The following is a 25954-nucleotide window of genomic DNA, read 5'->3' on the forward strand; positions in this document are numbered from 1 at the left end:
GTCCGGTGGGAAACCCGTAGCGTCTCAATGCGTCCTGCTTCTGGACTACCTGGTAGGTCAGTCGCTAGAACTGCACACCTCACAGATGCGCCGGCCCTCGACAGCCGACTGCCAACTGAGGCGGGCGAGGGTCGTGCCTTCGGACCGTTCGACGGACTCCACCGCGTACTGCCCACCGGTGACGAGCTCCTGCTCGTCCTCCTTCACGTGGGAGACGAGCCATGCGGGGACTGCAGGAAACGGACCCACGACCTCCAGCAGGAAGCGTCCGCCGTAATTTTCGGTCACCTCGCGGTCCAACGAAAGGCCCCACAACGGCATGTCAATGCGGCGAGACTCGAGACGCTGCTCGATCTTGTCATCCTGTGCTGCGCTCTTGAGACCTCGGCCGGCGAAGGCTTGGTCCGGGACCTTCGTCTCGATGGCCCACTCGCTCGCGGTCCGGCTCGGTGCCCGCTCAAGCTCGTTGAGGAGCACAGCGCCGTGAAACAGGGCAATCGGAGTATGCCGCGCTTCCTCCTCCTTCTCGTGGATGAACGGTGCGCAGAAGTAGTGCGGAACCCCCGTGATCACTCGGGCCGCACCTCGGAGAAGAGTCGAACCGCCGTCTCTTCCTGCTTGCCAGAAGGCGCACGCTGCACCCAGATCACTCAAGTCTTCGTTCACGATGTCTCCTCTGCTTGATGGCATTACTGCGCGACGACTGCGAACTCTCTCGCGGATCGTCCTTCGCGCTCACAGCCCGACCCGCTTCACCGGCCACGACGAAGGCTGACAGAGCTTCGTGGTTCGTGCCGCTGCCAACGGCGCGCGCAGACCTGTTCTTGACCCAACGCGCGAGCCTTCCCGGGCAACAGCGCGCTTGCGACGCCTGGGCCAGGCTCCGCGAAACCTAGACTCGTCCTTTCGACTTCTCTCGACCTCCGAGCCGAGGTCTGTCACAGCTGAGGCAACCAGCCATGACGTGGCGAGCCTCGAGACGAACGAGGAGTCGTCCGCACCGACCACAGGTCCCGGCGGCGTCACCTGTGGCAGCGGACCCACCGAGCTCACGCCGCCTGGTAATCCGCCGCACCGCCTCCGCAAGTGGGCTGTTCTCGGGGCGCATCGAGTGCCCGGCGGCAGCGCTGAGTAGTGGACCCGACGCCGCCCACACGGTGTCGTCGACGACTGCGGAGGATTCGCGGATGGGCCGGCAGGGCCGGAGCATCACCTCGGACCGCTGCAGGGGCGTCAGAGCGACAGGAACATCGGTCTGACCGTCCGGCTCGAACCAGAACGTGACCTGAACACCACGACTCGCGGCTCCGAGCAAGGGCCGGATCAGGTCGACCATCGCCTCCTTGTCCACCCGTTGCGACCAGATCTCGATCCGGTGCTGCGCCGACTCCAGATCAGATCTCAAGGAGGCGAGGTCAGGTTGCCGGAACAGGACTTCAGGGGACACGACTTCACCGGGGTGGAGGGCGTCAGCCTCACGTTGTGCCGCCCTGTAGGAGCGAGCGAGAGCGTCGTCTTTGCCCCGGCTCCGGTGCACCCGATCGAAGTCTGCAACGAGGATTAACCGCTCTCTGGCTCGGCTGGCCGCGACGTTGACGAGACGAGCTCCGGTCGTACCGTCGTTGCCCTCTGCGAACCACGGGTGCAACTTGAGCGCACCCGCGGCCGAATCCACGGCGTCCACGACCACCACGTCCCGTTCGCCGCCCTGGAAGCGATGAACGGTGGACGCCTCACCCTCGGCGCCGCCCTCCGGCACCAGCGCTTCAAGCAGCCGAGCCTGAGGAGCAAAGGGCGAGATGAGAGCCGGCGCAGATCCCACCAGTTCACGGTTGTTCAGAACGGCGGCGATCAGGATCGCGTGCATGAGGTTGTAGCGCGACCCCGTTCCCCCTCGCTTGGCGACGCGTGGTCGGAGGGACGAGGTGTCGATGCGAACTATTGGTCCCCAGCTCGACACACCGGCCTCGCCACGGCGCTCGAACACGCTAGGGGCGCTCTCCAGCGGGTTCTCCCGGTAGAAGCCCGCACTGATTGCATCGGCAAGGCGTGGGGGCATGCGGTGCTGGAGCTTGAGAGCCACGAGGTTTGTGGGTGGGTCTCCGCGCAGGACGCGTCGGTCGATGCCCGCTGCCTCGAACGCGCTTCGTCCGAGCCAGCGTCGCGCGTTCGGCTCGTCGCTGACCACCACCGGGGGCAGCTGACGGAAGTCTCCGGCAACGATCGTGTGGCCACGTCCAGCCCCAGCCGCAAGCGCAGCCAGCGACGCCGGCAGCATGCTCGCCTCGTCGATCACCACGACATCGAACGTCTGCCCCTTGAGCGTCGACAGCAAGGTCTGGTGCGCCGTGGCTGCCACCAGACGCGCATTGATCGCGACCGCCCGACGCGCGTCGGCACGAATGCGGTCGAGCTCGCGCTGGAAAGCCTGATGCTCGGCGATCCGTACCTCGATGGACCGTATCTCTGGAGCGTCCCCGTCCGCCCGGGACAGCTCCTTGTGCCGCGCCCGCAGCGAATCAAGATCCTCGGACGCGTCGTCCTGCGACTTCTGCAGCGGAGCGCTCCGAAGGTCGACGAGCTCGTTCGCCAGAACGGGTGTCTGAAGCTGACGGAGGGTGGCCAGCGCTGGCTGTCCGACTCGGACGATCGACCCGAGCTCGTACTCGCCGATCTGGCGCAGAACGGCTTCCAGGGCGACGTCGACCGCCGTGTTCGTCGGACCGGTCAACAAGACCCGCCGACGACCCGCGTACATCTCGGCCAGCAAGGCGGCCAGGGTCGTCGTCTTGCCGGTTCCCGGCGGTCCCCAGATTCAGGTCGTTCCTTCGGTCAGCGCCTGACCGACTGCTTGACTCTGCTGCTCGTTGAGATCGTCGACCCAGTACGGCTCGGCTCTTTCGGGCTCGGTCAGGCTGGGCCTCAGGACGTCGAGCGCTGCGCGAACGTCGAAGTCCTCCTGCGGACGGCGCAGTTCCCGCAGACGCCCGGCCTGGTACGAGGTGAGGTAGGACAAGTCAGAGCGAAGCGTCGCCCTCTCTTCGACGAGAGCCTGCGTCGGCAAGGCAAGGGTCACCATCACGCCGTAGATCGAGATGACCTCCACCTCATGGATGCCGGTCCTGAGGACGAGCGTCGCCGGCATACCGTCCTTGACCGTCGGCTCTGAGTCGGCCTCGAAGCGCACAACCTGCCGGGTCGCGCCCCTCTCCCTCACGGTGCCCCCACGAAGGGGGATCTCACTGAGTGTCCGTTGCTGGGACACGGCGGTCAGCTCGTCGCGCAGCCCCTCTACCGCCTCGTCGACGAAGCGGGTCCACTCCGCAGGCACTTCCGAGTGCTCGATCGACCGAGGCGCTGCCGTAACTTCCGGAACGACCTGAGCCCGGAGCTGCTTGAGCTCGACCTGATGGACGCCCGACAGTTGCGGGACCAGTTCTGGTGGACTTTCGACAGACACATGTGTAGCTCGGCTCGCCGTACCGACGACATCTGGCGCGCTTCCCCGAGCATCCGTTGAAGAATCGCCGGGGGTCGACCATCCTCGCGGTATCCAGCGTCCGTCGCTGAGATCGGCTAGGCCGTGCTCGGTGCACGTCAGAAAGACGTCGCCGGGTTCCACCCGCCGCAGGCCGCGCTGCTCGAGGAACTCCATCAGCTCGTCTGCACCGATCGGGCCGGAACGGAGGGCCGCCTGCAAGTGAGTCACGAGTTTCTGCACAGCAGGGCGGTCCTTCACGCAATGAGGTGGGCCGGCTTTTGTATCAGGTACCTATCGGTCCTGTCCGGCGATCCGGCGAACTCGGCGACATCCGAGCATCCGGCAAGGCCGAGACCTGCAGTCGCCCGCTGCACGGCAAGCAACTTCAAGGGCTCGATGTGCGCGCCGCTCAGAGGCTCGCTGCCGTGAAGCATCGAACTTCCCGTCGCGAGCGCCTATCGCTGGCCGTTCGTTCGTCGTGCCACCGGAAGAAGGCGATCGAAGGCGGCACGGATACGCGAACCTCGCCTCTTGAACCCCAACGCGAGCACGAACTGATCGAACAGGTCGTCCTCGGTTCGCAACAGCGTGTCGGACTCGATCCATCGGATGAGGTCGACCAAGGTCCGATCGGAGTACTCCGTGATCGGCATCCCGAGAACGACTTGTGGCTTAAAACCGGAACGAGCCGACTGCTGGGGCGCGGGCGGAGTGAACAGGAGCTCCGCCGCGACCTTGAGTGGCGGAGCGAAAGCAAGCTTCCCCTTCGTCTCCCGTGCGTAGGCGCGCTTCCGGTCCTCGGCGTCTGCGGCTTCCACCGCGCGGTCGTACGCCATCTTCGCCCGGCTCACGCAGCGGTCCGGGTCGGAGAACCAGTCGGTCGACCAGATGCGGTGGAACGACCACCCGAGCCGCTCGAGCTGCTCCTGCCGGAGGCGGTCACGATCACGAGCCGTCGGGGAGGAGTGGTAGGTCGCGCCGTCGGCTTCGATCGCCAGGACCATGCGCCCGGGCTGCTGCGGGTGCGCGGCGGCGAAGTCGATCCAGTAGCCCGCCACCCCGTACTGAGCCGTGAGGGGGATGCCGGCCGCCACGAGCCGGTCCCGCACGGAGATCTCGAAGGGGTTGAGCGCCGGCTTCTCCATCGCGACGTCACCGAGGCTCGCTCCACGAGTGGAAGCGAACTGCAGGTACGCCCGCAGCATCTTGACGCCGTCCTGCATGGGTCGGTTGGGGTCCATGTCCTGATGGCTGAACGCACTCACCAAGGTCATCCGCGACCGCGCTCGTGTCACGGCGACGTTGAGCCGTCGGTGCCCGCCCTGTTGGAGCAGCGGGCCGAAGCGGTACAGGAGCCGCCCGTCTCCGGACATGCCGTAGCCGATGGACAGGATGATGGCGTCGCGCTCGTCCCCTTGCACCCGCTCGAGGTTCTTGACGAAGAAGCGCTCGTCGCCGTCCGTGTCGTCAAAGTAGGCGTGGAGCTGGGGCAGCTGCGACAACCGGTCGCGCAGCCGCACATCGATGCGCTCGGCGTGCTTGATCCCCATGGTGATCACGCCGAGCGACTCGTGGGGCCGCTCCTCCGCGTGCTTGATGACCAGGTCGACGACGCGCTCCACCTCAGCGGTGACGCTGTCCTCCTGTCCCGCGACCTGCTCCCCCTGCTGGACCAGCTCGTGCGACAGGCAGTCCTGCCCGAGGATGCCCGGGAAGGTCGTCAGGGAGCGGTCGTAGATCCAGCTGTTGGAGAAGGCGATCAGTCGCTCGTCCCGGCTGCGGTAGTGCCAGGTCAGCGAGCGGGTGCGGCCAGACCCGAGCCCTGCCGTCAGCACGTCGAGGATCGACTCGTAGCCGCTCGTCAGGGCCAGGTTGATCGTGCCGTCGTCGAGGATGGCCTGCTGCTCGTCGGAGTCGCCGTCGGACGCCGAGCTGAAGAAGTTCGTCGGCGGAAGCTGCTGAGCGTCGCCTGCCACGACGAGCCGACGGCCGCGGAGTATCGCGGGGATCGCGTCGGCCGGCAGGACCTGGCTCGCTTCGTCGAAGATCACGACGTCGAAGTAGGGGCGATCGCCCGGGAGGAGCTGGCTGACGACCAGCGGGCTCATCGCCCAGCACGGCTTGAGCGCCGTCATCACGTCGGGCGCTGCTCGGAACAGCTCGCGGAGCGGGAGGTGGCCCCGCTTCCGCTGGGCCTGCGCCTGCACGAGGGTGCTCTGCTCCTCGTGCTCGTCCCGCACGCGCACCAGACGTTCGGCTGCCGCTCGACGCACCCGCTGGGCGGTCTGGGACACGTGCTCGTTGTCGGCTTCCCGGAACGTGCTCACGAGCTCGTGATGGCGGGTTCCCTGGAAGTTGGCGAGCGCCTGGTCCTCGAAGGTGATCCGCTCGAGAACCGACCGGTGCCAGCACGTCTGGAAGACGGCGCCGGCGAGGTCGGCGTCGAGCCGCCTGCCCTTCATCTCCTCGATGAGTGGGCCGAGTCCGGCGCGGTCGAACTCGTCGTTCAGCTCGTTGATCCTGGGCATCTTGAAGAGGATCTGGGCGTCGCCCTGCAGGTTCTCGATCGTGGACTGCAGCCCCGCCTTGTCGAGGTGCTCGAAGTCCGTGCCGACGACGTACGCGCCGAGCGCCGCCAGCTCCAGCCGCAGCTGGTCGAAGAGACCCTTGGCACCGAGCATCGACGCCGGCGCGTGCGGCCCTCGCTGATCGACGGCGGCGCCCCGCCAGGCGGCGTCGAGGTCATGAGCCTCCTGCAGGGCCTGGTGCAGCTGCTGCTTCGACGGGGTCGTCGGTCCACGCCAGAGACTGCGCACCGACTTCACGCGCCGCCTACGCAGTCCCCAGCCGGCGTCGTGGCCCGGCCACCCGGGGTGCGTCTTGCGCCAGTCCCGTGTGGCTGACGCCGCCACTCGTTCCGCCAGCTCCGGTCCGAACACCTCGGGGTCGAGGACCCGCAGCAGCTCGCTGACCCGTTCGAGGAGGGCGAGAGCCTGCGTCCACTCCGCGAGGTCCCGCGGTGGCGTCAAGCCAGCCTCACCGATCAGCCCCTCGAGGGCCCGCGTGGCTTCTGGCACGGTTCGGGACGCCAAGCGGCTGGCCGTGTCGAGCGCAGCTTCTGCCTGCTCGGAGGAACGGATGTGGGCATCCGCCCACGGACTGTCGACCCTGGTCAGACGAAAGCCGCCGAGCGCCGCGAACTCCTGGACCTTCTCCAGCAACCGACGGTAGGACGCGTCATCGATCGCGGCGAGCTGTGCGCCACGGAGGCGTACCCGGGTCTCGGCCGCCGGACCGTACTTCTCCGCGAGATCGATCAGCACGGTCTGGACCTCGAAGGCGCTGAGGCTCCACGGGCTACGCGGGACGTGCATCGCGGTGTCGTGCGCGTTCAGCTGCTCACGACGCTGCACGAGCCGCTCGTGCAGAACCCGTTGGTCGGGACGAGCGACAGCCGACGCTGCTCGCAGGCCGGTGGCCAAGCTCTCCGCCAGAGTTCGGCGGGACCGGACTCCCTCGTGCAGGTCGAGGACGAGGTCGGACAGGCCGACCCTCTCCAGCCGCCCCACCACGGCCGCGATCGCTGCACGCTTCTCTGCGACGAAGAGCACGCTCGAGCCGCGGGCGACCAGGCTCGCGACGAGGTTGGCGATGGTCTGACTCTTGCCGGTCCCCGGAGGTCCCGAGATCACGATGGACTGACCAGCGGTCACAGCATTGATCGCGTAGCTCTGGGACGAGTCGGCGTCGAGGACCAGGAACTCGTCCGACGGCGGCCGCCGGTCGGGCTCGGTCGGGTCGACGTCCCGACCGGCTTGGGTCAGGCTTCGTCGTGCTTCCGCGTCGCCGGCGATGGCGGCCACGACGTCGTGCGCTGTCAACGCGTCCGCGTTCGCCTGCAGATCGGTGACCATCGGCAGCTTCGCGTAGCTGAAGGTGCCGATGAACTCGCGAGCATCCACGACGAAACCCGGGACCCGCGAGGCCTCCTTGCTCAGGCGCTCGAACAGGCTCGACGGGTCGAACGATCCGTCCGGCAGGAGGTCGACCAGCTCGTCCGAGCTCAACGAGACCTTGAAGTCCGACCCCAGCAGCTGGACCAGGGCCGGGTTGAGCTGGACCTCAGGGTCGGCGACCAGGTCGAAGTCGGACTCAGCCGCGTCGGTCGCCGTGAAGGTGACGGCACGCAGCAGGACCGGTGAATTGGGTACTGGCTTGCCTTGCTGCGGCTGCCACGTCGCCATGCCCGAGGTGAGGTAGCACGTGACGATGCCGCGCTCCTCCAAGGACTCGACCGACTTGTTACGGATCGCTCGAGCGCGCTTCAACCGGTCGGGTACGACCGCGGGGTCGAAGAGCCGGCTGATCGAGGACTTGCGTCCCCGGAGCAGAGCGTCGAGAGCGGTGGGGTCCGCGTCCCCGAGGTCGAGCGTCCCGACCTTGAGGTCGCGGTAGAACAACAGCTGATTGCGTCCACTGACGTCGAGCAGCTGGTCGGTCCACTGCCGGGTGGCGTCGCTCACCAGTCTCTGCCGCTGCGAAGACGGAGAAACGGGTCGGTCGCCGAACTGACTGGTGCTCATGGCCGCCGATCTCGGGGAGCGGTTCGCGGATTGGCAGCCTATGAGAAGCCGTGCGGAGCCGTCGGCGGTCCACGGTCGTGGTCACCGTGATTCAGCACCGTCTCGGTCGTCTGCGTCCACCCCTCCTTCTGTGCGACCGGCTGGCCCACAGAGATCGAGACCCGCATCCGACCGGAACCACATCGCACCACCTGGCCGCCGCCCCTCGCACGGTCGGACGTATCACCGACGGTCCCGACGACTCCTTCCCTATGAGCAACGACCAAGGGAGGTAGCACATGATCTTCATCAACGGCGTCTGCCGGACGGGCGACTGGGCCAGCCGGTGGCAGTTCGGCCTGACGACGGCTGACCTGCTCAGGGAGACCCAGCGGCGCTTCGACGTCGAGGGGCAGCGGCTCGTCGAGCTCGACAGCTACGTCGCCGGGGGCCAGCGCCTGTGGAGCGCCGTCTGGCGCTCCGGTGATTGGGCGCACCGACTGACGGTCGGGCGCGAGACAGACACCTTCCTGGCTGAGACCCAGGCGTTGTTCGACCGCGAGGGCCTCCGGCTGGAGCGGGCCGAGGTGTTCCTCGAGGGCGGGCGCTTCGTCTGGGCCGGCAGCTACCGGTCTGGGGACTGGGCCCACCGCTTCACGGTCGGGCGGGACACGGACACCTTCCTCGCCGAGACCCAGGCGTTCTTCGACCGCGAGGGCTTACGGCTGACGCAAGCGATCCCGTGCACGGCGCCGGACGGCTCGCTGCGCTGGGCCGGCATCTACGTCGGCGGGGACTGGGCGCACCGTTTCACCCTCGGTCAGGACCAGAACACCTTCGCCCGGGAGACCCAGCGCCTCTTCGACGCCGAGGGCCTGCGGCTCGACCAGCTCGTGGAGTACGAGGTCGGCGGCACGACCCGATACGCGGGCATCTACACCCCGAGCGGGGATGCGCACCGCTTCTTCCTCGGCTGGCCTGTGCAGGACTTCGCCGCCGAGTCGCAGCGCCTGTTCGAGGAGGAGGGTCTGCGGATCACCGCTGCCCAGGTCACCCCGCGCCGCGGCAAGGGCGTCCGGCTTCAGCTGAAGATCCTCGACGCACCGTCGGTGCCGATCCCCGACATGCTCAGGTCAATGCGCGAGGTCTACGCCTCGGTCGGCCAGCTCGTCACCGTCGAGGGCACCGAGAACCTGAACCTGCCTCTCCTGACCGATCTGGACGCCGGCGGGTGCGGGGGGACGACGACGACCGAGCAGGACCAGCTCTTCGCCAACCGCAACAACGTCGGGGCCGACGACATCACCGTCTACTTCTGCCGTTCCGTGACCGATGTCGCCGCGGGTTCGACCTGGAACGGGTGCGCCACCCACCCTGACGGCCAACCGGGTGCCGCCGTGTCCAGCATCGCGACGCGGTGGACGCTCGCCCACGAGGTGGGCCACGTGCTGGGGCTGAGGCACTGCGACGACGCGGGTGCCCGGCTGACCGATCGCCTGATGACGGGCGGCGGCACCGGCAGCATCACGAACCTGCCGCCCGACCTCGATGCGTCCGAGAGCTCCGCCATGGACGCGAGCGCACTGACCGTCGACCTGTGACCGAAGGAGAACCACGATGACCATGGACCTGGAAGCCGTCCGAACGATCCTGCTCCCCGACGAGGCCTCCGAGAGCCACCTCGAACTGCTCGACGCCTCCGCGGTGCCGCACCTGGTGACGCTGGCCGAGGGTGACGACGTGGCGCTCGCGGTCAAGGCGGCGTACGCGCTGGGCGAGGTGCCGTCCGACGAGGGCGGGCAAGCCCTGCTGCGGCTCGCCGCGAGCCCGGACCCACGGATCCGGATGGGGGCCGCCTCGTCCTCCCGATCCTTCGACGTGGCGGTGCACGAGCCGGTGCTCACGGCGCTGCTGGTCGATCTCGACCCCGGGGTGGCGAAGAGCGCGCTCCGGGCCGTACCTCAGCAGATCTCGCCGAGCCTTCGGGCCCGGATCGAGGAACGCGTGCACGCGGCCGGGGAGCCGGGCCTGCGTGAGCTGGCCGCCCAGACCCTGCGGCGTCTCGACCGCTGAACCTCCGACGCCGTTCCGTCCGGGCTGACCCCTCAGGAGAACCGGTCGGCGACGGCCGGGGCCCAGATCTCGACGGTGAAGAAGTAGGTCCCGAGCACCAGGAACGCCGTGGCCACGAGCTGGACGACGACGGCAGAACGTCGGGCCGCCGTCGAGCTCGTCCTCCCCCGCCCACGGAGGAGCACCCCCACGACGATCAGGTTCGGGACGTAGAAGAAAAACGCCATCACGCGGTCGAACCCGCCACGGAAGTCGTCGGTGTGCCCGACGTCGCCGACCAGCAGGAGCCAGAAGCCGTACTCCATGCGGTAGAGCCAGGAGCCGACGGCCAGGGCGAACAGCCGCAGGGCCCAGGCCCGGTGCCGCTCGATCTGCCGTGCCCGCGCGTAGCGGTAGGCCTGGACCGCGCAGCCGACCATCAGCACCCCGTAGAGGCCGAAGCCGAGGTCCATCACGAACCCGCCGACCGTGCCCTTCGCCAGGATGAAGCCGAGTCCACCAAGCCCCGCGAGCAAGGAGGCCGCCACGTACACGCGCCCGAGCCACCTGTGCACGGCCGGCCACCGCGCGCGCACCGATGCGAGCAGCTGGACGCAGCCGAGGACGAGGATGACCCCGCCGGCGAGGAAGTGCAGTCCGATCGCCACCGTTGCCGCGGGCGTAGTGGGTTCATAGAGGCGTGGGAGCACCGCGTTCCAGGACGGGAGGTCCTGGTCGGTGACCGCACCGGCGTAGTGCGCCAGGATGTACGCGCCGAAGAGCGTGACGCTGATCCAGACGGTGACGACGAGCGCGATGGATGTCCGTCGGACAGCCACCGGCCGGGGGGCATCCGGAGCGCGGACGACCGTTCGGACGCGATCGGTCTCGCTCGTGGGCATGGTCACCTCAAGGCGCTGGTGCTGCTTCCTCGCATCGTAGGTGACGTCGTCGTCGGGCCGAGGGCGTCAGTACAGCTCGGGGCGTCGATCGGCGAAGGCGTCGTTGTTAGCGCTGATCGTCTTGACCAGCGCACGGTCGAGGTCGAGGTCGGCGATGAGGACGACCGCGTTGCCCTCCGCCGGCCCCGCACCCGGGTAGCCCTCGACATCGCACACGACGCTTCCGCCGATCCAGTCGACGCCGCGTTCGGGGCCGACGCGGTCGCACACGAGGGTGAAGACGTGGTTCACCGCGGCGAAGGCCTGGGCCTTGACGACCTCAGAGGAGCGCTCTCCTGGCGGGATGTGCTTGGCGGGCCAGTTCGAGGGAGCGATGACGAGCTGGGCGCCACGGCGCGCAACGCTGCCGACCATCTCGGGGAACTCGGCGTCGTAGCAGATCATCACGGCGATCTTGCCGACGCTGGTCTCGACCACAGGGGCCGGCTCGTCGCCCACGGCGAAGATCAGCTTCTCGGTGTCCCAGAGGTGGGTCTTGCGGTAGACGACAAGGACCTCGCCGTTCTCGACGACGGCCGCGGAGTTGAACGGGCGCTCGCCGTCGGAGCGTTCGCAGAAGCCGCCTACGACGATGGCGTGGTGCTTCAGCGAGAGCTCGCGGAACAGCTGGACGGTCGGTCCGTCGACCGGCTCCGCGCGCGACTGAGCCTCCGCGATGTCGCGGAAGACGTAGCCGCTCGTGCAGAGCTCGGGGAAGACGATGAAGTCCGGGTCGCTCTCCGCCGCCTCGGCGACCGAGGCGTGGAGCCGCTCGAGCGTGCCGGCAGGGTCGTCGATGTCGATCGCGTACTGGCAGACCGCGACGCGGGTGGTGGGCACGGGTCCAGCCTCTCAGTTGTTCCTGCTGGACCCGTGCCCTCGCCCTTCGACAGGCTCAGGGAACGTGCTGGCGTTCCCGCTGCGGACTCAGTCGTCCTCGGTCGCCGTCACCAGGACGGCGACGGGGGCGAGGTAGCCGTTCGGGTCCAGCATCCAGCCGGCGTCGAACGCGGCCTCGACGACCTCGGGGGCCCACTCGAGGCGTACGCGGCCGTCGCCGGCGTTGACGACGAGCAGCTCGCCGGTGCCGTCCTCCGCTGCGTCGTCCCCGGCCTCGAGGAGCTCGATGCTCCGCCACGAGCCCGGCAGCACCGAGAGCATGTCCTGCGGGCCCAAGTCGACCGACTCCTGCGCGTCACCCTCGTTGAGCGTGACCCGCCAAACCCCCGACTTCACGATCAGCGTGGACGTCGCGCCGTGGCGGTGCCGGAGCATCCCCTCGCCGGGGGTCGCCTTGAGCCACGCCATGTTGAAGCTGTGCGGCTCGTGCAGGCGCGGGACCTGGCGGCGGTCCTCGCTCATCCCGTAGCCGATGACGAGTGCGAGCTGACCGTTGCCGCCCGGCACCGCCTGGGAGAGGAGCCCTCGCGCCGAGTACCGCCGGTCCTCGGCAGCCGTGACGCGAGCCCGCATCTCCTCGACGCTGAACGGCGTCAGCTCGTCGATGTACTCCTGCTTGATCGGCTTGATCAGCGGCACGTCGGACGGCAGCTCGTCGCCGGCGACGGTGTCGATCAGCCGGTTGTCGGCGGTGAGGTGCAGGCCGTACGACTCGGCCTCCTTGAGCACCGACGGCCCCCAGATGATGCCGCCGGTGACGTCCTGGCCGAGGACGGTGAGCAGCAGGCCCTCGTCGGGCCCCTCGTTGGTGAAGCCGCGGAAGATCCACGCCGGCACGGAGATGATGTCGCCGTCGTGGCTGACGTACTCCCCCGCCTTGCCGTCGACGCCCCACCGCACGCGGAACGTGCCGCCGAAGTTGATGAACACCTCGGCGGTGAAGTGCAGGTGCAGGTTGTTGTTGACGCCGTTCGGCATCCCGGCGGCGCCGACGTTGTAGCCGTGCGGCTCGGACAGGTTGATGAACTGCTTGGCGTTCTGCGAGACGCCCGGGCCGATGAAGGCGTAGTTGGACTTGCGGTCCGAGCCGGGGGTGCGGCAGTCGATGAAGGCGGCGTTCTCGGCGACCCAGTCGGTGCGCCGGATGGTCCGTCGGGTCAGCTCGCTGGAGGGGACGACCACGTCGGTCATGGGTGGTTCCTTTCGGAGGTGGAGCGGCAGAACGAGGGGTCAGTAGATGTTGGTGCCGGCGAACTCGCTGTCGCCGCGACGGTGGTGGATCTGGCTGCGGACGGCGATCTCGTCGTAGACGCGCACCTCGCGGACCAGCCGACCGTTCTGCACGAGGAACTGCGAGACGCCGAGGATCTCGACGGGGGTGCCGGTGAGCGCGCCGAAGTCGGCGGTGCCGTCGTAGTCGCCCTTGTAGACCCAGGTGACGGCGACGCGGAGGCCGGCGTAGTCGACGTTGTAGTTCGTCTGCACGTCGCGGACCTCGAAGCGCCCGCCCGGGAACGGTCGGAGCATCTTCAGCAGCGCACGGCGGTAGCCCTCGGGCCGCGTGATCGTGCGGTAGCCGATCGTGTGCAGGGTCAGGTCGCGCACCCAGTACTGCTCGACGGCGTTGAGGTCGCGCCCGTTCCACACCCGCTCGATGAACTCGAGCACCATCTGCGCCTCCGAGCGGTACTCGTCGGGCCGGGGACCCGAGTCGCCGACGGCGAGGACGTTCTCGGGGGGCGGGGTCAGCATGCTGCCGGAGTAGCCGATGAAGGGCTTCATCCGGGCGACCTCGTCGGGGTCCTGCCCGAGCTGCAGGCAGATCGCGAGGAAGTCGCGCACCACCCACTCCTCGACCATGCGGCCGCGGCGGTAGAGGCAGTTCGCGACGGTCCGGCTGATGAAGTCGGTCGCGGGGTCCACGGAGAGCACGAGGTGGGAGCTGAGGAACGCGTCGTCGCCGCGCGCCTCCCACACGACGTCCTCGGCCTGGCCGACGCGGTCCGGCGTCGCCGAGATGCGCATCAGGCTCCCCTGCACCACCTCCTCGACCCCGACCGAGGTGCCGTACGAGCCGTGCACGATGGCGTCGGGCTCGTAGTTCTCGTAGATGTGGCCGATCGCGCGGCGGACCCAGATCAGGTCGGTCACCTCGCGGATGAAGTCGTCCGGATCTGCGTACGGCTTGTACGCGATCGCGTCCAACGGCATGAGAAGTCCTCTCGGGTGGAACGGCTTTCGCCCGAGTGTATGCGTATGCATTCGTGCGCGTCGAGGGTGGAGCGGCGTGTTGTGGGTTACGTGCATCCGCGTTGGTGGCGTGCACGGAAGGAGGCCGACCTCTTCGAGGCCCTTCGACAAGCTCAGGGGGCACACCTGGCCCAAGCGCGTCAGCGCGCAGGCGGGCCGAGGGTGAGGCGCTCGACGAGGTGGCTGGGGAACCACTCGTGGCGGTAGGGCTCGAGAGGGCCCTGCTGGATCCGGTCGACGAGGAGGCTGGCGCCGCGGCGGGCCATGGCGTCGAGGTCGAAGGCGACGGTGGTGAGCTGCAGCAGGGGCCAGCGGGCCTCGGGCAGGTCGTCGAACCCGGTGACCGAGACGTCGCCGGGGACGGAGCGGCCGAGCTCGCGGGCGGCGTTGAGGGCGCCGTACGCGACGACGTCGTTGGCGCAGACGATCACGGTCGGCGGTTCGTCGAGCTCGAGGAGACGGTGGGCGCCGGCGTACCCGGTCTCGAAGTCGAAGCCGCCACGGTGGGAGAGCTCGTCCGGGATCGTGATGCCCGCTGTGGCGAGCGTGGAGCGGAGGATCAGCTCGCGGTTCGACGCGGTGCTGGCGTTCGCGGGGCCCAGCACGGCGCCGACGCGGCGGTGGCCGAGCGCGAGGACGCGTTCGGTCAGCTCCCGCATGCCGCTGCGGGCCTCGACCTCGACGGAGTCGGCCTCGACCGCGCTCGCCCGGCGGTTGAAGTAGACGAACGGCATGCCGCGGTCGCGCAGCCGGACGGGCAGCACGGAGTCCATCGCGGTGGTGGCGAGGAGGACGCCGTCGAGGGAGTTCGAGAGCAGGCGGTCGGCCACGTTGCCGGCGGCGCTTCCCGTATCTGAAGCCTCGGTGTGGAGCACGAGCTGGTAGCCGAGCGACTGCAGCGCGAGGTGCATCGGGGCGATCGTGTGCGTGTAGAACTGGTTGGCCAGGTCGGTGACGAGCAGCCCGACCCGGTGCGTCCGGCCGACCGAGAGCGCGCGTCCCGTGTCGCTCGGGACGTAGCCCAGCGCGGTCGCCGCGTCCCGGACGCGGCGGCGGGTCAGCTCGGAGACCTTCGGGCTGTCGCGCAGCGCGCGGGACACCGTCGGCTGGCTGACCCCGGCGAGGCGCGCGACGTCGTGGCTCGTGACCACCTCTGCCCCTCCTCGACCGGCTCCTGCGCAGGCGATGGCCCGCGCGGGTGGGGGAAGCCTAACGGGGTTGCCTTGACCCTGCGGGAGCGATCGGGTTAACTCGCAGCATACGTATGTAAGCCCCCGCTCAAGGAGTACGCGTTGCCCACCACGCTGAAGTCCGCCCGGACGAAGACGTTCGCCGACACCGCGCAGCAGGAGGTCCGCGACCGCGTCGCGCAGATCATCGGCGAGATCCGCGAGACCGGTGACGTTGCGGTCCGGACGTACTCCGAGACGTTCGACCGCTGGAGCCCCGAGAGCTTCCGGCTGAGCGACGAGCGGGTGCAGGAGATCATCGCCACGCTCGACCCGCAGGTGATCACCGACATCGTCTTCGTGCAGGCGCAGGTCCGCGGGTTCGCGGAGGTGCAGCTCGCCTCCATGGCCGACGTCGAGGTCGAGACGCTGCCGGGGGTGTTCCTCGGGCACAAGCACGTGCCGGTGCAGGCCGTCGGCGCGTACGTGCCGGGCGGCAAGTACCCGCTGACCGCCTCGGCCCACATGACCATCGTGACCGCGAAGACCGCCGGGGTCCCCCGCGTCGTCGCCTGCACCCCGCCGATCCGCGGCGAGATCCCCGCGGCCACGGTGGCCGCGATGCATCTCGCGGGCGCGGACGAGATCTGGATCCTCGGCGGCGTCCAGGCGGTGGCTGCCATGGCCGTCGGCACCGAGACGATGAGCCGCGTCGACCTGATCGCCGGCCCGGGCAACGCGTACGTCGCCGAGGCCAAGCGCCAGCTCTACGGCGAGGTGGGCATCGACCTGTTCGCCGGGCCGACCGAGATCCTGATCGTGGCCGACGACGAGGCGGACCCGTTCGTCGTCGCCGTCGACCTGCTGTCCCAGGCCGAGCACGGCCCCGAGTCGCCGGCCGTCCTGATCACCACGAGCGAGCGGGTGGCGCGCGAGGCGATGGCCCACGTCGAGGCGATCCTGCCGGGCATGCCGACCGCCGACTACGCCGGACCGGCGTGGCGCGACCACGGCCAGGTCATCGTCGTCGACGACCTGGACGAGGCGTACGCGCTGGCCGACACCTTCGCCTTCGAGCACGTGCAGGTCCTCACGGCCGAGCCGCGCCAGGCGCTGGAGAAGATGCACCACTACGGCGCGCTGTTCCTCGGCGAGAACACCTGCGTCTCCTACGGCGACAAGGTCATCGGCACCAACCACGTGCTGCCCACGCTCGGCGCCGCCCGCTACACCGGCGGCCTCTGGGTCGGGAAGTACCTGCGCACCGTCACCTACCAGGAGGTGCGCAGCACCGAGACGAGCGGCGAGCTCGGTCGGGTCTGCGGCCGCGCGGCGCGGGTCGAGCTGTTCGAGGGTCACGCGCGTTCCGGGGACGTCCGCGCGGCGCAGTACCTCGGGGACAGCTACCCGTGGATCGACGAGGCGAAGGCGCGGTACGCGGCCAGCTCGCAGGGTGCAGGTTCGCTCGAGGTCGCTGGGCAGGCGTGAGCAGCACTCCTTCTGACGCCAACCCCTCCGGGGCCCTTCGACAGGCTCAGGGGGCGTTGACCGGGCGCACGGCGCTCGTCACCGGTGGCGGGACGGGGCTCGGGGCGGCGATCGCGCAGGCGCTGCACGCGGCCGGGGCGACGGTCGTCGTCGTGGGCCGGCGGGCGGAGCCGCTCGAGGCCGTTGTCGCCGAGCTGGGAGAGCGCGCGTCGTGGCGGGTCTGCGACGTGGCCGACCCGGCGTCGGTGGAGGCGCTGGCCGACGCGCTGAGCGACGTCGAGGTGTCGGTCCTGGTGAACAACGCCGGCATCGCCGGGCCCGTCGCTCCCCTGGTCGAGATCGACGTGGACGCGTGGGACGAGGTGTTCGACGTGAACGTGCGCGGGGTGTTCCTGCTCTGCCGCGCGTTCCTGCCGGCCATGATCAGCCGCGGCACCGGCGACGTGATCAACCTGGCGTCGGTGACGGGCAAGCGGCCGCTCACGCGGCGGACGCCGTACGCGGCCTCGAAGCTGGCGGTGATCGGGCTGACGTCGACGCTGGCGTTCGAGGTCGGCGCGTCGGGCGTCCGGGTCAACAGCCTCTCCCCCGGTCCGGTGCAGGGTGAGCGGATGGACAGGAACTTCCGGCTCGAGGCCGAGCGCACCGGAGCGACGTACGAGGCCGCGCAGGACGCGTACGTGTCCCGGGCTGCGCTCAACCGCATGATCACCGAGGACGAGGTCGGCGCGGCCGTCGTCGCGATGCTCGGCATGACGGGGATGACCGGCGCCGACGTCGACCTGTCGGCGGGGATGATCGCGTGACCGTCGACCTGCCGTCCTTCAAGGCCCGGCTGACCGCCGGCCAGCGTGCCCTCGGCGTCCTCCTGCGGATGCCGGCCGAGGAGCTCGTGGAGATGGTCGCCGTGGCGGGCTTCGACTTCGTGCTGCTCGACGGCGAGCACGGGCCGGCCGACGTCGTCGAGCTCCGCCGCCACATCACCGCCGCGGCGCTGCACGGGGTCCCGGTGCTGGTCAGGGTGGGTTCCGCCGAGCCGGCGCTCGTCCTGCGGGCCATCGACGCGGGCGCGACAGGCGTGGTCGCGCCGCACGTCGACACCCCCGAGCAGGCCTGGGCGCTGGTCGACTCGGCGCACTACCCGCCGCTCGGGCACCGGGGGTTCGCGACCTACGGGCGGGCCGGCGACTTCGGGCTCGTCGACCCGCGCCGGCACCAGGAGCGGATGCTCGCCGAGACGCTCGTGTTCGGGATGATCGAGTCGCCCGACGGGGTCCGCCAGGCTGAGCGGATCGCGGCCGTCGACGGCCTGGACGGGATCATGGTCGGCGTCGCCGACCTGGCCGCGTCGACCACGCTCGCGGACCCGCCCCCGGCCGAGGGCACCCGGCACGTGCACGCCGTCCTGGCCGCCCAGGGGCGGATGCGGATGGACATCGTCGGTAGCCTGCCGGCCGCGGAGGCGTCCTTCGCCGACGGCGCGCAGCTCGTCGTCTACAACCTCACGGCGACGGTCATGGCGCACCTCGCGGAGCTCCGGACCGCGAGCCCGTCGGACGGCAGCTGGGACTAGGGCGTGTCTCCCCGTCTCCGCCAGGCGCAGGCGGGGCAGCCGCGCCCGATCCGGCAAGGCAGAGGGGCGAGAGCGCAGCGGGCTGCGCTGAGCAGCTCCAACGCTGCCGGTCGGGATGCGGGGGCCCGCCTGCGCACGGTGGAGACGGGGAGACATGCCCTAGGTTCGGGGGACCTGCCCGGCACCCGACGAGGAGTCCCCCATCAGCACCTCCAGCACCGACGCTGAGCCCGCGGTCGACCTGACCTTCCGCCTCGAGGGCCGCGTCGCCCTGATCACCGGCGGGGTGTCCGGCATCGGCTCCGCCATCGCCGACGTGTTCGCCGACGCGGGCGCGCGGATCGTCGTCGTCGACCTCGACGCGGGCGCCTCGGAGCGCCGGGCGACCGAGCTCGGACGTGGGGCGGTGGGCGTGGGCTGCGACGTGTCCGACCCGGCGTCGGTCGAGGCGGCGGTCGCGCAGGCGGTCGCAGCCGTCGGGCACGTCGACGTCCTGGTCAACAGCGCGGGCATCGTCGACCTCGCGCCGGCGGAGGACCTGAGCACCGGCGTGTGGAACCGCACCCTCGCCGTGAACCTCACCGGCACGTTCCTCATGAGCCAGGCCGTCGGACGGCACATGCTCGAGGCCGGCCGGGGCAAGATCATCAACCTCGCGTCGCAGGCGGCGAGCGTCGGGCTGCTCGAGCACGCGGCGTACTGCGCCTCCAAGGCCGGCGTCGTCGGGCTGACCAAGGTGCTCGCCACCGAGTGGGCCGGCCGCGGCGTCACCGCGAACACCATCTCCCCCACCGTCGTCCTCACCGAGCTCGGCAAGAAGGCCTGGGCCGGGGAGAAGGGCGAGGCCGCGAAGCGCGAGATCCCCGTCGGCCGGTTCGCCCTGCCGCGGGAGGTCGCGGGCGCAGCGTTGTTCCTGGCCAGTGGTGCCTCGGACATGATCAACGGCGCCGACCTCGTGGTCGACGGGGGTTACACGATCCGCTGAGGTTCGCGCGAAGCTCCGGAGCAAAGGGGCCAACCCCTTCGGGGCCCTTCGACAGGCTCAGGGGGCGTTCCCGGGCGCCAACCCCTTCGGGGCCCTTCGACAGGCTCAGAGGGCGTTCCGGCGAGCGGTGAGGGCGTACGCGCTCAGGTCAGCAGGAACTCGGTCGGGTGGGGGGCGCTGAGGACCTCGTCGTGGACGGCCTGGTCGAGCCCTGCGGAACCCTCGGCCAGGGCGTCCAGCAGCGCGCCGGCGACGGGTGAGGCGGCGCTGACGACGACGTCGACGAGGCCGAGCTCGGACTCCAGGGCGTCGACGAGGGCCTCGCGGAGGGCGGGGTGCTCGGAGGTGAGGATGGAGCCTCCGAGCACCACGGGCGTGGGGGTGCCGCCGAGGAGGCCGGTCTCGCGCGCGGCGACGCGGGCGAGGCGGGCGAACGCGGTCGCCTGCTCGATCACCAGCCAGCGCGCGACCCCGTCCCCCGCTCCCGCCGCGCGCAGGACGGTGCGCGCGGCAACGCGGTCGTCGGGCACGGGGCGTACGGGGTGGCGGCGGGTGAAGGCGTGCAGCAGCTCACCGACGTCGGCGTAGCCGTAGAGCGCCAGCAGGCCCTCGGTCAGGGACGTCGCCGGTCCGGTGCCCAGGTCGGCCTCGACGACCGCGCGGAACGCGGCCCGGCCGAGGTCGCGCCCACCGAGCGGGTGCTGGATCCACCAGCAGGCGCACCACTCGTGGCCGTCGGCACCGCGGGCGGCGACGGCGGGCCCGGTGCCGGCGTTGATCGCGACGCCGACCCCGTCCACGCTGCCGCAGCGCAGCAGCGAGTAGCCGTCGTTCTTGATGCTCACGCTGCGGAGCTCGGGAAGCCGATGACCGAGGACCGCCGTCCAGTGCTCCTCGTCCTCGGGCCAGTCGACCCCGGCGAGCCGGAACGCGGCGTGCCGCACCTGCCCGGCCTCGACGCCGGCGTCGGCGAGGGCCGTCCGGACGGCGCGTTCGACCTCACCCTCGGCGTCGGGGGCCGAGTAGATGTCGCCGGACGCGCCGCGCCCCCGCCCGAGGACACAGCCGTGCTCGTCGGCGACGAGCGCGACGGTCTTGGAGTTGCCGGCGTCGAGGCCCAGGTAGACCGGGGTCACCGCAGCAGGCGGTCGGGCAGGTAGGCGGCGTTCGCGTGGGCGAGGTCGTCGTAGAGCTCCTCGGCGACGGCCAGCGTCGGGACGAAGGGGTGCGCGACGAGGGCGCGGACGGCGTCCGCCCGGCTGCCGTCCCAGGCCGCGACGGCGGCGAGGCGCTGGTACTCGGCCAGCTGCTGCGTGATGCCGCGGACCGCGTGCGGCAGGGGCTTCTGCTCGATCGGGTGGGCGCCCGTCCCGTCCACGTCGCACCACATCTCGACGACGGTGTCCTCGTCGAAGCCGGGCAGCGCGCCGCCGGTGTTGAGCAGGTTCACGGGGAGCCGCGCGGGGACGTCGTTGTAGTAGGCGCTCATCACGTCGATGGCGAGCTCGAGCTCGTGGATCCCGCCGCGCGAACGCTCCGGGTCGAGCCGCGGGTGCTCGCTGGCCGCCTGCTCGCGGTAGTGCGCCCAGTAGTCGTCCACGTGGGACAGGATGACGCCGGCCCGGGTGAGCCGGGACGCCTGCGCCTCGCGGAAGTGCTCCTCGCCGAAGTAGTAGTACTTGAAGTAGTCCGCGGGGATGGACTGCATGGCCACGGCGAGGTGCAGCATGCGGCGCTCCCAGACCGGCACGGTCAGGTCGCCCTGCACCTTGTCCCAGGCCTGCTCGAGCAGCGGCATGATGTCCTCGCCGTCGTACAGGTGCGTGGTCGACCAGCAGTTGTGGTTGACCCCGGCCATGATCACCTCGGCGCGTTCCGGGTCCAGCCCGGCCGTGCGCAGGATCGACGGCCAGAAGATCATCGGGCCCTCGCACATCGAGTAGATCGGTGTGTCGGTGTGGTCCTCCACCGCCTGGGACACGATGTTCACCGGGTTGGTGTAGTTGAAGATCCGGGCGCCGGGCGCGACGTCGTCGAGGTCGGCGATCAGGCCCTGGAAGACCTGCACCGAGCGCAGCGACATCATGAAGCCGCCCGGGCCCTGGGTCTCCTGGCCGATGACCCCGTGCCGCATCGGGATGAGCTCGTCCTGCTGGCGCATGGCGAAGTCGCCGGGGCGGAAGCTCGTGAGCACCGCGTCCACGCCCTCGAGCCCGTCGCGCCGGTCGGTCGTCGCCGTGACCGTCAGGTCGAGGCCGGCGTCGCGCGCCATCTTCTCGGCCAGCGTGCGGACGACCTCGAGCTCGTCGGCCCGCTGGTCGATGAGCACGACCTCCGAGCCCTGGAACTCCTCGCCGTGGGCGATGAAGGAGGCCATGGTGCCGGCGGCGCGGGAGGAGCCGCCGCCGAGGTAGGCGAGCTTGATGGTGGCCATGTGCAGGGTTCCTTTGCTTGGTGCGGGGTCTGGGCGCGGAGCGGGGTGAGCGGGCAGGGTCAGCGGGCGGGGGCGGGCACGGCGGCGAGCGCGTCGTGGTCGAGGAAGAGGTGCGGACGGGCGCACTCGACGAGCACGGTCGCGGGCCACTGCGGGTCGTACGCGTCGGCGGCGAGCAGGTGAGCGGCGGCGCGGCCCTTCTCCCGGCCCTGCACGAGCATCACGACCGACGCGGAGCTGGCGGCGATCGTGTCGATGCCGACGGTGACGCCGTGGCGCGGCACGCGGTCCAGGTCGCCGCCGAAGGACGGGAAGGTCAGCAGGTTGTCGCGCCGGGTGCTGTCGGGCAGGTCGACCACGCGGGTGCGGCTGTCACGGGAGGCGCCGGCCGGGTTGAACGCGATGTGGCCGTCGCTGGAGCCTGAGGCGAGCAGGAACAGGTCGATCCCCCCGATGTCGCGGATCCGGGCGTCGTACGCGGCGGGCTCGGCCGGGTCGGGGAACCACAGGTGCTCGGGGCGGACGGCGGCATTGGAGCCGACGCTCGCGGCCGCTTCGTCGAGCGGGCGGACGATCTCCTCGCGGGCGAAGCGGATGCAGGAGTGCGCCGCGTCCGCCCGCTCGTGCACCAGCACGCCGTCGGCGTCGGGGACGAGGTAGTCGTCCATCATCACGACCACGAGGTGCTCGAGCGGCAGCCCTTCGGTGCGCACCAGGCCGGCGAGGGCCGAGTACGTGGAGGACGCGCTACGACCACCGGGGCAGCCGAGGACGTACGGGCGCCCGGCCGCGGCGGCGGCGACCAGACCGTCGGCGACCATCCGGGCCGCGCGGCTCCCGAGCTCGTCGGGGTTGGCGAAGACGTCAGGCTCGATCGACATGCGGGGCTCCTGGGCAGACGGGGGTGGCGGAGGTGGCGACGGTCCGGGGTCGGCCGAGAGACCGGTCGGGGTGGGTGCTCACTCCTTCAGCGCCCCGGTGAGGACGCCGTGGATGAACTGGCGCTGGAAGAAGGCGTAGAGCAGCAGGATCGGCAGGCAGATGATCACCGCGGCGGCCGCCATCGTGTTGAACTCGGTGGTGAACCGGCCCTGGAACGCCCCGAGCGCCAGCGTCACCGGCTGCTTGGCCGGGTCGGAGATGAGGATCAGGGCGACGAAGTAGTCGTTCCAGGTCCACATGGCGTTGAGCAGGACGAGCGTGAGGATCGCCGGGCGCGACACCGGCACGAGGATGCGCCAGAGCACGCGCCAGGTGCCGGCGCCGTCGAGGCGCGCGGACTCGATCAACGAGGCGGGGATGGCGCGGAACGTCGCCCGCATCCAGAAGGCGCCGAAGGGCACGCCCATCCCGACGTGGATGATGATCAAGCCGAGCCAGGAGTTGATCAGCCCGAGCTGACGGAACTGGAAGTACAGCGGGATGATCAACGCCTCGGTCGAGAGCATCAGGCCGAGCAGCACGACCGGGAACAGCACCTTGGAGCCGACGACGTCGAGCACCCCGAACGCGTACCCGGAACCGAGCGCGAGCAGCACCTGGACGATCACCGCGCCGACGGTGATCACCGTGCTGGCGAGCAGCGCCTGGCCCAGCGCGCCGCGGGTCCAGGCGGCGGAGAAGTTCGACCAGCGCAGGTCGGTGGACGCGCTGCCGTCGAGGTTCGGGCTGAGCGCGGCGAGCAACGTCCACACGATCGGCAGCAGCACCACGGCCGTGAACAGCAGCAGCACGAAGTAGTTCATGATCGTCTCGGAGCGCTTGACCACGGCTCTACCCCTCCCGCTCGGTCACGCGCTGGATCAGCACGGCGACCAGCAGGCAGGCGACGGCCAGCACCACGGCGATCGCCGCGGCGGCCCCGACGTCGGGGTTCTGGAACGCCTTGCGGTAGAGCAGCAGCGCCGGGGTGGTCGTCGACGAGCCCGGACCGCCCTGGGTGGCGACGTAGACGAGGTCGAAGGTCCGCAGGGCCGCGGTGATCGTGAGCGTCAGCGCCACGGCGAGCTGCGGGCGCAGGCCCGGCAGGGTCACGGCGAAGAACTCGCGCACCGGGGAGGCGCCGTCCATGCGGGCGGCCTCGTACAGCTCCTGCGGGATCGACTGGGCGCCGGAGACGAAGAGGATCATGCAGAACCCGAAGGTCACCCAGGTCCCGATCACGCCGAGCGCGGGCAGCGCCCAGGTGACGTCGCCGAGCCAGTTCTGCGCCAGCGCGCCGAGGCCGAGGGCCCGCAGCAGCGTGTTGATCGGGCCCTCGGGGGTGTAGAGGAACTTCCACACCACCGCGGTGACGACCGTCGTGACGACCTGCGGCAGGAAGAGCAGTGACCGGAACAGCGCCGCCCCGCGCAGGTTGCGGCGCGAGATGATCGCCGCCGTCACCATCCCGAGCACGATCGGCAGGAACGAGAAGAAGCAGATCAGCACGCCCACGTGCCCGAGGGCGGCGCGCAGGTCGGGGTCGGTGAAGAAGTCGCCGTAGTTGCCGAGCCCGACCCAGGTCGGCGTCGAGACGCCGTCCCAGGAGTAGAGCGAGTAGTTCGCGGACTGGACGAGCGGCACGAGGACGACCCACGTGTACATGGCGAACGCGGGGGCCAGGTAGAGCAGCCCCACCCAGCGGAGCCGGCGGTTGGGGTTCCGGCGGCGCGGGGTCCAGGTGCTGGGCTCGGCGCGGTCGAGCGTCCCCGACGGGCCCGGGCCGGGCCGCGTCGTGACGCCTGCGGTCCGCGTGGTCACCCGCGCTTCGCCGCCGCGTCGTCGTAGCTCTTCTGGCCGTCGGTGACCAGGGTCTCCGGGGTCGAGCGGCCGGCCAGGATCAGCTGGACCTGCCCGCCGATGACGTCGAGCATCTCCGGGCTGGCCCAGTCGAAGAAGGGCAGGAAGCCGTCGTCGGCCGTCACGGCGGCCGCGCCGCTGACCTCGTCGGCGAAGACGGTGCCGGCCTTCGGCTGGGTCGTGACGGGCCGGATCGGCAGGTAGCCGCTCTCCACCGCCAGCTCGTTCATGGGCTGGCTGGAGAGGTAGTTCAGGAACGCGGCCGCGGCGTCGGGGTGCTGCGTCTTGGCCGAGATGCCGAACACGGCGGAGGCGGCGCCGACGCTGGTCTGCGCGCCGCCCTCGGGCTGCGGCAGCTGGAGCCGGCCGAACTCGGACGCGTCGGCGCCGGTGCCGACGAGCGCCCCGGAGTAGTCGAAGTGGAAGGCGGCCTTGCCGTCGGTGAAGACCTTCTTGCCGCCGTCGAAGTCGAGCCCGTTGTAGCCGGGGTTGAGGTAGCCGTCCTTCTGCCACTCGCTGAGCTTGGCCGCGGCGGTGCCGAGCCCGGTCTGCTCGAGGGTGGTGCCGCCGGCGCCGTAGACGAAGTCGTTGATCGCCTTCGGCTGGCCGAGCAGCGACTGGACCGCGAAGAGCGGGTTCGTCGCGTACGTCTTCTCCTGCGTGCCGAGCGCGATCGGCGTCTCGCCCTTGCTCTTGACCGTCGCGAGCGCGGCCTCGAACTCCGCGTACGTGGTGGGCACCGCGACGCCGGCGTCCTTCAGGAGCTTCTTGTTGTAGTAGAGGCCGACCGTGGTCAGCCGCGCGCCGGGCGTGCCGTAGAGCGAGCCCTCCCCCATCTTCTTGCCGTCGGGGGTGAACTCGAGCTGGCGCTGCATCGTCGACGACATCTGGTCGCGCCAGCCGTAGAGCTCGGCGTACTTGTCGAGGTTGAGGATCAGGCCGGCCTTGGACAGCGTGCCCATCGACTGCCAGCCGTTGTTGATGGTGGCGACGTCGGGCCCGCTCGGGTCGGCCAGGCGCAGGTTCAGCGTCGACATGACCTGGTCGAAGCTCTGCTCGGTGCGGTCGATCTTGACGTTCGGGTACTGCTGCTCGAAGCCGGCGATCGCCTTCTTGATGTAGTCGGCGTCCCCGCCCTCCTCGAAGTCGAGGAACTTGAGCGTCACCGGCCCCTGCGAGGCGACGTCGGAGGAGACCGACGAGGGCTGCACGTCACCGCCCGAGGTGCTCGCGGCCTTGGGCGCGCACCCCGCCACCACCAGGCTCAGCGGCACGGCCAGCGCCGCCAGCAGTCGGACCACTCTCGGAGATGACACGGATGACTCCCTCGTTGGAACC

The 25954-nt window shown here is 70.2% G+C and carries 21 protein-coding genes; 6 read left to right on the forward strand and 15 right to left on the reverse strand.

The genetic code is table 11. The annotated features are described in order from the left end of the window. Positions 1 to 57 precede the first annotated feature (57 nt). The 4 genes from ABD665_RS14895 to ABD665_RS14910 all read right to left on the reverse strand — a co-directional run bounded on the left by ABD665_RS14895 (position 58) and on the right by ABD665_RS14910 (position 8004). Positions 58 to 666 (reverse strand): hypothetical protein, encoded by a 609-nt coding sequence (locus tag ABD665_RS14895; protein ID WP_204913419.1) that lies wholly within the window; start codon positions 664 to 666, stop codon positions 58 to 60. Between the two features lie 226 nt (positions 667 to 892). Further along, positions 893 to 2815: an AAA domain-containing protein gene (locus tag ABD665_RS14900; protein ID WP_344742585.1), complete on the reverse strand. Its 1923-nt coding sequence runs from the start codon at positions 2813 to 2815 to the stop codon at positions 893 to 895. Next, positions 2816 to 3721: a hypothetical protein gene (locus ABD665_RS14905; protein ID WP_204913421.1), complete on the reverse strand. Its 906-nt coding sequence runs from the start codon at positions 3719 to 3721 to the stop codon at positions 2816 to 2818. A 215-nt stretch (positions 3722 to 3936) separates the two neighbouring features. After that, positions 3937 to 8004, reverse strand: coding sequence for an AAA domain-containing protein (locus tag ABD665_RS14910; protein WP_204913422.1), 4068 nt, complete (start codon positions 8002 to 8004; stop codon positions 3937 to 3939). A gap of 338 nt (positions 8005 to 8342) precedes the next feature. Between ABD665_RS14910 and ABD665_RS14915 the strand changes: the two genes are divergently transcribed. Both ABD665_RS14915 and ABD665_RS14920 read left to right on the forward strand, forming a co-directional pair. After that, complete coding sequence (locus tag ABD665_RS14915) at positions 8343 to 9644, forward strand: hypothetical protein (protein WP_204913423.1); 1302 nt, start codon at positions 8343 to 8345, stop codon at positions 9642 to 9644. A 16-nt stretch (positions 9645 to 9660) separates the two neighbouring features. Further along, positions 9661 to 10116: a HEAT repeat domain-containing protein gene (locus ABD665_RS14920; RefSeq protein ID WP_204913424.1), complete on the forward strand. Its 456-nt coding sequence runs from the start codon at positions 9661 to 9663 to the stop codon at positions 10114 to 10116. Positions 10117 to 10148: 32 nt separating this feature from the next. Here ABD665_RS14920 and ABD665_RS14925 read toward each other — a convergent pair whose 3' ends face one another. The 5 genes from ABD665_RS14925 to ABD665_RS14945 all read right to left on the reverse strand — a co-directional run bounded on the left by ABD665_RS14925 (position 10149) and on the right by ABD665_RS14945 (position 15337). Then, a complete protein-coding gene (locus ABD665_RS14925) occupies positions 10149 to 10934 on the reverse strand; it encodes a DUF2306 domain-containing protein (RefSeq protein WP_204913425.1) in 786 nt (261 codons plus the stop codon). 129 nt (positions 10935 to 11063) lie between these two features. Next, positions 11064 to 11876 carry a nitrilase-related carbon-nitrogen hydrolase gene (locus ABD665_RS14930; RefSeq protein ID WP_204913426.1) on the reverse strand — a complete coding sequence of 271 codons (813 nt, stop codon included), beginning with the start codon at positions 11874 to 11876 and terminating at the stop codon, positions 11064 to 11066. Positions 11877 to 11963: 87 nt separating this feature from the next. Beyond that, positions 11964 to 13127: a cupin domain-containing protein gene (locus ABD665_RS14935; RefSeq protein ID WP_204913427.1), complete on the reverse strand. Its 1164-nt coding sequence runs from the start codon at positions 13125 to 13127 to the stop codon at positions 11964 to 11966. 39 nt (positions 13128 to 13166) lie between these two features. Beyond that, positions 13167 to 14147 (reverse strand): ester cyclase, encoded by a 981-nt coding sequence (locus ABD665_RS14940; RefSeq protein WP_204913428.1) that lies wholly within the window; start codon positions 14145 to 14147, stop codon positions 13167 to 13169. Positions 14148 to 14326: 179 nt separating this feature from the next. Next, positions 14327 to 15337 (reverse strand): substrate-binding domain-containing protein, encoded by a 1011-nt coding sequence (locus ABD665_RS14945; protein ID WP_204913429.1) that lies wholly within the window; start codon positions 15335 to 15337, stop codon positions 14327 to 14329. 141 nt (positions 15338 to 15478) lie between these two features. Between ABD665_RS14945 and hisD the strand changes: the two genes are divergently transcribed. From hisD to ABD665_RS14965, 4 genes are all read left to right on the forward strand, one after another. Beyond that, positions 15479 to 16843, forward strand: a complete 1365-nt coding sequence (hisD, locus tag ABD665_RS14950; RefSeq protein ID WP_204913430.1) for a histidinol dehydrogenase — start codon at positions 15479 to 15481, stop codon at positions 16841 to 16843. 56 nt (positions 16844 to 16899) lie between these two features. Further along, positions 16900 to 17649 carry an SDR family NAD(P)-dependent oxidoreductase gene (locus ABD665_RS14955; protein ID WP_204913431.1) on the forward strand — a complete coding sequence of 250 codons (750 nt, stop codon included), beginning with the start codon at positions 16900 to 16902 and terminating at the stop codon, positions 17647 to 17649. Next, positions 17646 to 18416 carry an aldolase/citrate lyase family protein gene (locus ABD665_RS14960; RefSeq protein WP_204913432.1) on the forward strand — a complete coding sequence of 257 codons (771 nt, stop codon included), beginning with the start codon at positions 17646 to 17648 and terminating at the stop codon, positions 18414 to 18416. Before ABD665_RS14955 ends, ABD665_RS14960 begins: the two co-directional genes overlap by 4 nt. Positions 18417 to 18618: 202 nt before the next feature. Further along, complete coding sequence (locus ABD665_RS14965) at positions 18619 to 19401, forward strand: GolD/DthD family dehydrogenase (protein WP_204914950.1); 783 nt, start codon at positions 18619 to 18621, stop codon at positions 19399 to 19401. Positions 19402 to 19544: 143 nt separating this feature from the next. Here the strand turns inward: ABD665_RS14965 and ABD665_RS14970 are convergent, their stop codons facing one another. The 6 genes from ABD665_RS14970 to ABD665_RS14995 form a co-directional block, all read right to left on the reverse strand. Continuing rightward, positions 19545 to 20537: a BadF/BadG/BcrA/BcrD ATPase family protein gene (locus tag ABD665_RS14970; RefSeq protein WP_204913433.1), complete on the reverse strand. Its 993-nt coding sequence runs from the start codon at positions 20535 to 20537 to the stop codon at positions 19545 to 19547. Then, positions 20534 to 21835, reverse strand: coding sequence for a family 4 glycosyl hydrolase (locus tag ABD665_RS14975; protein WP_204913434.1), 1302 nt, complete (start codon positions 21833 to 21835; stop codon positions 20534 to 20536). The genes ABD665_RS14970 and ABD665_RS14975 overlap by 4 nt, the downstream gene beginning before the upstream one ends. Before the next feature lie 59 nt (positions 21836 to 21894). Continuing rightward, positions 21895 to 22716, reverse strand: a complete 822-nt coding sequence (locus ABD665_RS14980) for a 6-phosphogluconolactonase (RefSeq protein WP_204913435.1) — start codon at positions 22714 to 22716, stop codon at positions 21895 to 21897. 78 nt (positions 22717 to 22794) lie between these two features. Next, positions 22795 to 23604: an ABC transporter permease subunit gene (locus tag ABD665_RS14985; RefSeq protein WP_204913436.1), complete on the reverse strand. Its 810-nt coding sequence runs from the start codon at positions 23602 to 23604 to the stop codon at positions 22795 to 22797. A 4-nt stretch (positions 23605 to 23608) separates the two neighbouring features. Further along, positions 23609 to 24577 (reverse strand): carbohydrate ABC transporter permease, encoded by a 969-nt coding sequence (locus ABD665_RS14990; RefSeq protein WP_344742484.1) that lies wholly within the window; start codon positions 24575 to 24577, stop codon positions 23609 to 23611. Then, positions 24574 to 25917: an extracellular solute-binding protein gene (locus tag ABD665_RS14995; protein ID WP_204913437.1), complete on the reverse strand. Its 1344-nt coding sequence runs from the start codon at positions 25915 to 25917 to the stop codon at positions 24574 to 24576. Before ABD665_RS14995 ends, ABD665_RS14990 begins: the two co-directional genes overlap by 4 nt. Positions 25918 to 25954: the final 37 nt, after the last annotated feature.

Source organism: Microlunatus spumicola (genome assembly GCF_039536445.1).
Lineage (GTDB): Bacteria > Actinomycetota > Actinomycetes > Propionibacteriales > Propionibacteriaceae > Microlunatus > Microlunatus spumicola.